Here is a 6,693-nt window from a genome sequence, read left to right on the forward strand (position 1 = left end):
GTGGGTGTTGATCCTGCGGGCGCGGCATTTGTCACTTTATCCCCGGCAGGGGTCTATTCGGGAAGGAACGGCATGAACATTCGCGGGAACGCTTATGAGGAGCTGATGGGCTTTCAGCGCAAGACCGAGGCGCTGGGGCAGGTGTCGGGTCGGCTGGGCTGGGATCAGGAAACCACGATGCCGCGCGGCGCTGCAGAACAGCGGGCCGAAGAAATGGCGGCGATGGAAAGCGTTTTGCATGCCCGTCGTACCGATCCCCGGATCGAGGGTTGGCTGGAGGAGGCGCAGCCGTCGGACCCGGTGGGTCAGGCGCAGCTTCGCCACATCCGCCGCAGCTTTCTGCGCAACACCAAAATCCCCTCGCGGTTGGCCGAGGAGTTGGCGGCGCTGACATCGCGCGCGCAAGGCATCTGGGCGGAGGCTCGGGCGCATAACGATGTCGCGGCGTTTCTGCCCGCCTTGAAGCAAGTCATCACTTTGCGGCGTGAAGAAGCGGCCTGTCTGGCGCAGGGCGGCGATCTTTATGATGCGCTGATTGACGATTATGAACCCGGCGCGACAGCGGCGAGCCTTGGAGCGATGTTTGATGGCATGCGCCCGCGCCTTGTGGAATTGCGCGGCACGGTTTTGGAGGCAGAGCATCAACCCGATACGCTTCAAGGCCATTTCGACAGCGCCAGTCAGATGCGATTGGCACGCGAACTCGCGACCGCGTTCGGCTATGACTGGTCGCGCGGGCGGCTTGATCTGGCGGTGCATCCGTTCTCGTCCGGCTCCGGCTCTGACGCGCGGATCACGACGCGGGTGGTGGAAAGCGATCCGTTCAATTGTTTCTATTCCACAATCCATGAGGTGGGGCATGCCTGCTATGAACTTGGCATCAACCCCGATTATGCGCTGACGCCATTGGGGGCGGGTGTCTCCATGGGGGTGCATGAAAGTCAAAGCCGGATTTACGAGAATCAGCTTGGCCGCAGCCGCGCTTTTACCGGTTGGCTGATGGGGCGGATGCGGTCGCAGTTTTCGGATTTCAATGCCAAGGATGCGGATGCTTTCTATGGGACGGTGAACAAGGTGCGCGCCGGCTATATCCGCACCGACGCCGATGAGGTGCAGTATAATCTGCATATCATGCTGCGTTTTGATCTGGAACGCGCGCTGATTTCCGGTGATCTGGCGGTGGAGGATCTGGAGGCAGCGTGGAACGACCGTTTCCGCGCCGATTTCGGTTTTCCGGTCGACAAGCCTTCGAACGGTGTGTTGCAGGATGTGCATTGGGCGATCGGATTGTTCGGCTATTTCCCGACCTACAGCTTGGGCAACCTTTATGCGGGCTGCCTGCATCAGGCGATGCGCACTGCGCTGCCGGAGTTGGATGGGCAACTGGCCGATGGGGATACTTCGGCGGCGACGGGCTGGCTGCGTGAGAATGTGCAGCGCCATGGCGGGCTTTATGAGCCGCGCGAAGTGGTCGCGCGCGCCTGCGGTTTCGCGCCGCATGAAGGGCCGTTGCTGGATTATCTGGAAACGAAATTCCGGGGAATTTACAACCTGTGAGAGGCTAGGAGGAATGAGCAGGCAAAGCCTTGGCGTTTGGTTGCTTGCAATCGGGCAAACGCTGGGTTTCGCCTGCATGTTCTACAGTTTTGCCGCCTTGATCCTGTCTTTGGATGCTGATCTTGGCTGGGATAAGCGCTTGTTTGCGCTTGGCCCGATGCTGGCAATCGGAATATCTGCGGTGCTGGCCCCGGTGATGGGGCGGCTGGTGGATAGTGGCCGGGGACAGGCGCTGTTGGTGGCTGGCGCGGTTTTGGGAGGAATCGCCTTGTTCGCGTTGGCGCAGGTGCGCACGCCTGCGCAGTATCTTTCGGTTTGGGCGGTAATCGGGTTGGCACAATCGGCCTGTCTTTACGATGTTGCCTTCGCCTACCTGGTGCGTCGCTATGGGACTGAGGCACGGCCGAGGATTATCCGGGTGACTTTGGTTGCCGGGTTGGCGTCTACAATCGCATTTCCCGCCGGGGCGCTGCTTGCCGAAAGCTTTGGCTGGCGTGGGGCGGTTCTGGTTGGCGCTGCTGTCATGCTGTTGATCACCGCCCCGGCGCATTGGTTTGCCTGCCAATGGATTCGGGCTGCTACGGTGGTAGAGATTGATGTCGGCGGCAGCAAAGGCGTGGCGGTTGCCGCGCTGCGCCGTTCGGTATTTTGGGGGCTGGCAGGGCTGTTTGGCCTTGTGGGGTTGAACCACTGGATCTTGATCAACTTTCTCGTGCCGTTGTTGTTGGCCTTGGGGGTTAGCCATGGCTGGGCGGTGCTTGCTGCATCGCTTGTCGGGCCAAGTCAGACCTTGGGGCGATTTGTGTTGATGCAGGCCGAGGCGCGGATTGGCACCAAGCGCGCGCTGTTGATAACAATTGGAATGATGCTCGCAGCATCAGCGGCGTTGGCAGGCGTCGGGGCGTCGGGGTTGTTGATCTTTGTTTTCGCCACGTTGCAAGGCGGCGCGATGGGGATAATGACAATCCTGCGCCCGGTTCTGGTGGCTGATGCCCTTGGGCGGGCGCAGTTTGGTGCGATCAACGGGATGCTTTCGATCTCGTCGCTCGGGGCGTCGGCGATTGCACCTTTGGTGGCAGCCGCATTGTTTGAAGGTGCGGGGCCAATGGGGATGATTGGCGCAAGTTTTGCGATGGCACTGGCTGCACTCGGGCTTGCGCACTGGCTGGTCACACAGGCTTAAGAATGCCAATCGGGTTTGCGCTTTTCCAGAAACGCGCTGATGCCTTCATCGGTATCGCGCAGCAGCATGTTTTCGGCCATGACCCCGCTGGTGTGGGTGTACGCCTCCGCCAGTGACATTTGGGCCTGATCGTAGAACGCGCGTTTGCCGATGCGCACGGCGGGGCCGAGCTTGCTTGCCACCCGTTCAGCCAGGGCGAGGCTCTCCGCCTCAAGATCCTCCTCCGTGGCGACGCGGTTGATGAGGCCGATTTCGCGGGCGCGGGCGGCGTCAATGAATTCGCCGGTCACCAACATTTCAAACGCTTGTTTACGCGGCACATTCCGCGAAAGCGCCACCATCGGCGTTGAGCAAAATAACCCGATATTCACGCCATTGACCCCGAACCGTGTGCCGTGCGCTGCCACGGCCATGTCACAGCTTGCAACCAACTGGCAGCCCGCCGCAGTTGCAATGCCATGTACCTGCGCGATGACCGGCTGCGGCAGGCTGGTGATCGCCTGCATCACCGCACCACAGCGGGTGAACAGATCGGCGAAATAAGCAGCCCCCTTGTCGGAACTGGCGCGACCTGCCTGCATTTCCTTCAGGTCATGGCCGGCGCAAAACACTTTGCCCGCGCCTTGCAAGGTGACAACCTTGACCGACCCATCCCCCGCAATCGCGGCCAATTCGCCAAGCAATGCAGCCAGCATCGCATCCGACAAAGCGTTGAGGTTTTGCGGTCGGTTCAGCGTCAGCCGCGCGATGCCGTTCTGGTCTCTGCGCAAAAGGACCGGCTCTGCCATCTTGTCATTCCCCTATTTTCGCCGTTGAATTGCAGCAAGGGTAGCCCGCATTCCCGGCACAGGGAAAGGGCTTTTCCTTGATATACCGCAGGGCAGGGGCAGATGAAAATGACGATGAAAATGGATCAGGCCGCGCTTTCCGCCTTCATGCGGCGCGATTTCCCGCAGGTGGCCGATGATTTCATCATTGAATCGGTGACGCCAGAGGAATTGACTGTTCGGCTGGTGGTTTCGGAAAAGCACCTGCGCCCCGGTGGCACGGTGTCAGGTCCGACGATGTTCGGCTTGGCGGATGTTGCGCTCTATCTGGCCATTCAGGCACGCATCGGGCCGGTGGCGCTGGCCGTGACCACGAATTGCAGTATTGATTTCCTTCGCAAACCGGCGGCGGGGCGCGATCTGGTCGCAGTGGCTCGCCTGTTGAAGCTAGGCCGGGTTTTGGCGGTCGGCGATGTGATGCTCTATTCTATTGGCGAACCCGCCCCGGTGGCCCGCTCCGGATTGACCTATTCGATTCCGCCTGTGCAGGGATAGCTCAGGCCTTTTTGCGCTTGAAACTGCCTTCAATCGAAGCGCCGCTTTCAATCGACAGCGTGGCATAGATGATGTCCGCCGTCACTTGCGCGGCAGAGCGCAGCGTCAGGGTGCCAGAGTCGATCTTGCCATTGATCCGCCCACGCAGATCAACCGTATCGGCAGCGATACTGCCCTTGATCCCGCCTTCATGACTGACGAGCAGACTTTGCGCGCTGACCGATCCGTCCACTTCGCCCATCACCTCAATCGTGCCTTTGGAGATGATATCCCCGGTGATCTTGAGGTCGGAGGCAAGAATGGATTTGCCTGCATTGGTGCTGGGGTTGGAGGTCGTCGACATCATTCAATTCCCTTTTGGGCCGGTTTTTGGCGGCAAGACTATTGCTGTGATAGACGCTGAACCGATGCCCGCGGTCAAGTCTGCGATGTGGCTGATGGTCGGATTTCCGCCAAAACGTGATGATTTCTGCAAGATGACGGGTGTGCGGGCGTTGTGCAAACTCCGCTTGACCGTGGCGGTGCCTGCGGGATTACTGGGCCGAGGTTGCGTTGACGACGGGAAAACCCGCAGGAGGGACCGTGAAACCCGATATGATCATTACCAATGCGCGCATCCTGACGATGGATGCAGCACGGCCAAGGGCAGAGGCGCTGGCGATTGCCGCGGGCCGCATCCTTACGGTCGGAAGCCGCGCCGAAGTGGAACCGTTGGGCGGGCCGGAGACGCGGGTGATTGACGCGCGCGGCGGCACGGTCCTGCCCGGTTTCGTCGAAAGCCATTTGCATCTGGTGCTCGGCGGGGCGGAACTGGCGCATCTGCATGTCGGCGGGTTGCATGGGGAGGAGGCGCTGCGCGCTGCGTTTCTCGGTTTTGCGGCGCGGCATCCCCAGGCGCCTTTGCTGATGGCGCAAGGGGCGGATTATGCGATGCTCGACCATCCGATGACCCGCGCCGATCTCGACCGCATCTTGCCCGACCGCCCGATCGCGATCACCGCGGCGGATCATCACACCGTTTGGGCCAATACGGCGGCATTGCGCGCGGCGGGCATCCTGCATGGCCATAGCTGCCCGCATGGGCATGAGGTGGTGATGGGGCCGGACGGTCAAGCGACCGGCGAGTTGCGGGAGTTTGAAGCCTTCGTCCCGGTGATCGCGCTTGGCGGCGAGGCGCGGCTGAACCTTGGCATCGCGACCGGGGAGGAGCCGTCCCCCTGGCCTTCGGAGGCAGAACTGGCGATTGACCGCGCCAAAGTGGCCGCCGGGTTGGCCCACGCGGCGGCGCATGGCATCACCACAATGGTGAATATGGATGGCAATCGTTTCACACTGGAGCTGCTGGATGGGTTGCGGCGCGAGGGGCGTTTGACCGCGCGTGTCAAGGTGCCATTCCATTTCAAGCCGCATATGGAGATGTCGGCGCTCGACCGGGCCGAGGCGATGAGCCGCGATTACAACGACGATTGGCTGCAATGCGGACTCGTCAAGATGTTCATGGATGGCGTGATCGACAGCCGCACTGCCTATATGCTGAACGATTATCCGGGGGTGCCGGGCCACCGCTCGGAACCCCTGTTGCCGGCGGCCCGCTTTGCCGAGGTCGCGACCGCGATTGACAAACGCGGCTTGCAGATCGCTGTTCATGCCATCGGTGACGGGGCCGTGCGCAACACGATTGACGGCTATGAGGCAGCGCAGCGCACCAATGGCCGCCGCGACAGCCGCCACCGCATCGAACATATCGAGTTGATCGACCGCGCCGATATCCCGCGCCTCGGTGCCTTGGGGATTGTTGCCAGCCTGCAACCGCCACATGCGCCAGGCGCGATGGATTTTGCTGTGCAGCCCACGATGGACATGATCGGGGCCAGCCGCTGGCGCGACGCCTATTTGTGCCGGACGCTGGTGGGGCAGGGGGCAAAGGTGGCCTTCGCTTCGGATTGGCCGGTGACGGATATCTCGGTGTTGCGCGGGCTTGGCGCGTCACAAACCCGGTCGACCTATGCGGGCGGCGTCGACGAACGGCTTGACCTGTTCGACAGCCTGCACGCCTACACGGCGGGCGGCGCATGGGCGGCGCATCGCGAAACGATCACCGGCATTTTGCGCGCCGGTTTGGCCGCTGATGTGGTGATTCTCCGCGGTGATGTTGAGTCCGTCGCAGTCCCGGACATTGCGACGATGGGAATCGCACTGACGATCTGTGCGGGTCAAATCACCTATTCGGGCTGATGCACGGTCTATTCGTTCATGCGGGACGAATCCGACTCGGTCAATTCGCAGATTCGCGCGGATTCGGGGCGGTTTTGTCGACGATCCATCAAGACTTGACGATTTGATCTGGCCCCGCGCTGAGACGAGCTGCCCGAATTTCGGGCAATCCGTACAGATTTCCCCAATAAACATTGAAGGAAACGGGAAAATGACGGAAAAGGTGTTTTTTGCTCTTGCCACTTCCGGTGGGGGGACCTAAAAGCTGCCTCACCGAAGACGAACGGACAGTCGGAAACGACAGGATGGGATGCGGAGGCAGTGGCGAAAGCTGCGAAAACGATCTGGATATAAGGCGTTTGGGTCGCTGATAGTTATCAGCGCTCCATTTTATTTATGTCCCTGCTCTTTGACATA

General features: G+C 60.9%; 6 protein-coding genes. 4 read left to right on the forward strand and 2 right to left on the reverse strand.

Features of this window, described 5'->3' with window-relative positions; translation table 11 throughout:
* Nucleotides 1-72 precede the first annotated feature (72 nt).
* Together L0H65_RS11830 and L0H65_RS11835 are read left to right on the forward strand one after the other, a co-directional pair.
* Nucleotides 73-1,557: a carboxypeptidase M32 gene (locus L0H65_RS11830; protein WP_301459248.1), complete on the forward strand. Its 1,485-nt coding sequence runs from the start codon at nucleotides 73-75 to the stop codon at nucleotides 1,555-1,557.
* 13 nt (nucleotides 1,558-1,570) lie between these two features.
* A complete protein-coding gene (locus L0H65_RS11835) occupies nucleotides 1,571-2,740 on the forward strand; it encodes an MFS transporter (protein WP_301459241.1) in 1,170 nt (389 codons plus the stop codon).
* On the opposite strand, the gene L0H65_RS11840 is transcribed toward L0H65_RS11835, so the two are convergent.
* On the reverse strand, nucleotides 2,737-3,528 hold the full coding sequence (locus L0H65_RS11840; protein ID WP_301459242.1) for an enoyl-CoA hydratase: 792 nt from the start codon (nucleotides 3,526-3,528) through the stop codon (nucleotides 2,737-2,739). The genes L0H65_RS11835 and L0H65_RS11840 overlap by 4 nt on opposite strands.
* Nucleotides 3,529-3,636: 108 nt before the next feature.
* Between L0H65_RS11840 and L0H65_RS11845 the strand changes: the two genes are divergently transcribed.
* Nucleotides 3,637-4,062 carry a PaaI family thioesterase gene (locus L0H65_RS11845; protein WP_301459243.1) on the forward strand — a complete coding sequence of 142 codons (426 nt, stop codon included), beginning with the start codon at nucleotides 3,637-3,639 and terminating at the stop codon, nucleotides 4,060-4,062.
* A gap of 1 nt (nucleotide 4,063) precedes the next feature.
* Here L0H65_RS11845 and L0H65_RS11850 read toward each other — a convergent pair whose 3' ends face one another.
* Nucleotides 4,064-4,405 carry a polymer-forming cytoskeletal protein gene (locus L0H65_RS11850; protein ID WP_301459245.1) on the reverse strand — a complete coding sequence of 114 codons (342 nt, stop codon included), beginning with the start codon at nucleotides 4,403-4,405 and terminating at the stop codon, nucleotides 4,064-4,066.
* Between the two features lie 251 nt (nucleotides 4,406-4,656).
* Between L0H65_RS11850 and L0H65_RS11855 the strand changes: the two genes are divergently transcribed.
* Complete coding sequence (locus L0H65_RS11855) at nucleotides 4,657-6,297, forward strand: amidohydrolase (protein WP_367651988.1); 1,641 nt, start codon at nucleotides 4,657-4,659, stop codon at nucleotides 6,295-6,297.
* The last annotated feature ends 396 nt before the right edge of the window (nucleotides 6,298-6,693 follow it).

It is taken from the genome of Pseudorhodobacter sp. (assembly GCF_030452865.1).
Classification (GTDB): Bacteria; Pseudomonadota; Alphaproteobacteria; order Rhodobacterales; family Rhodobacteraceae; genus Pseudorhodobacter.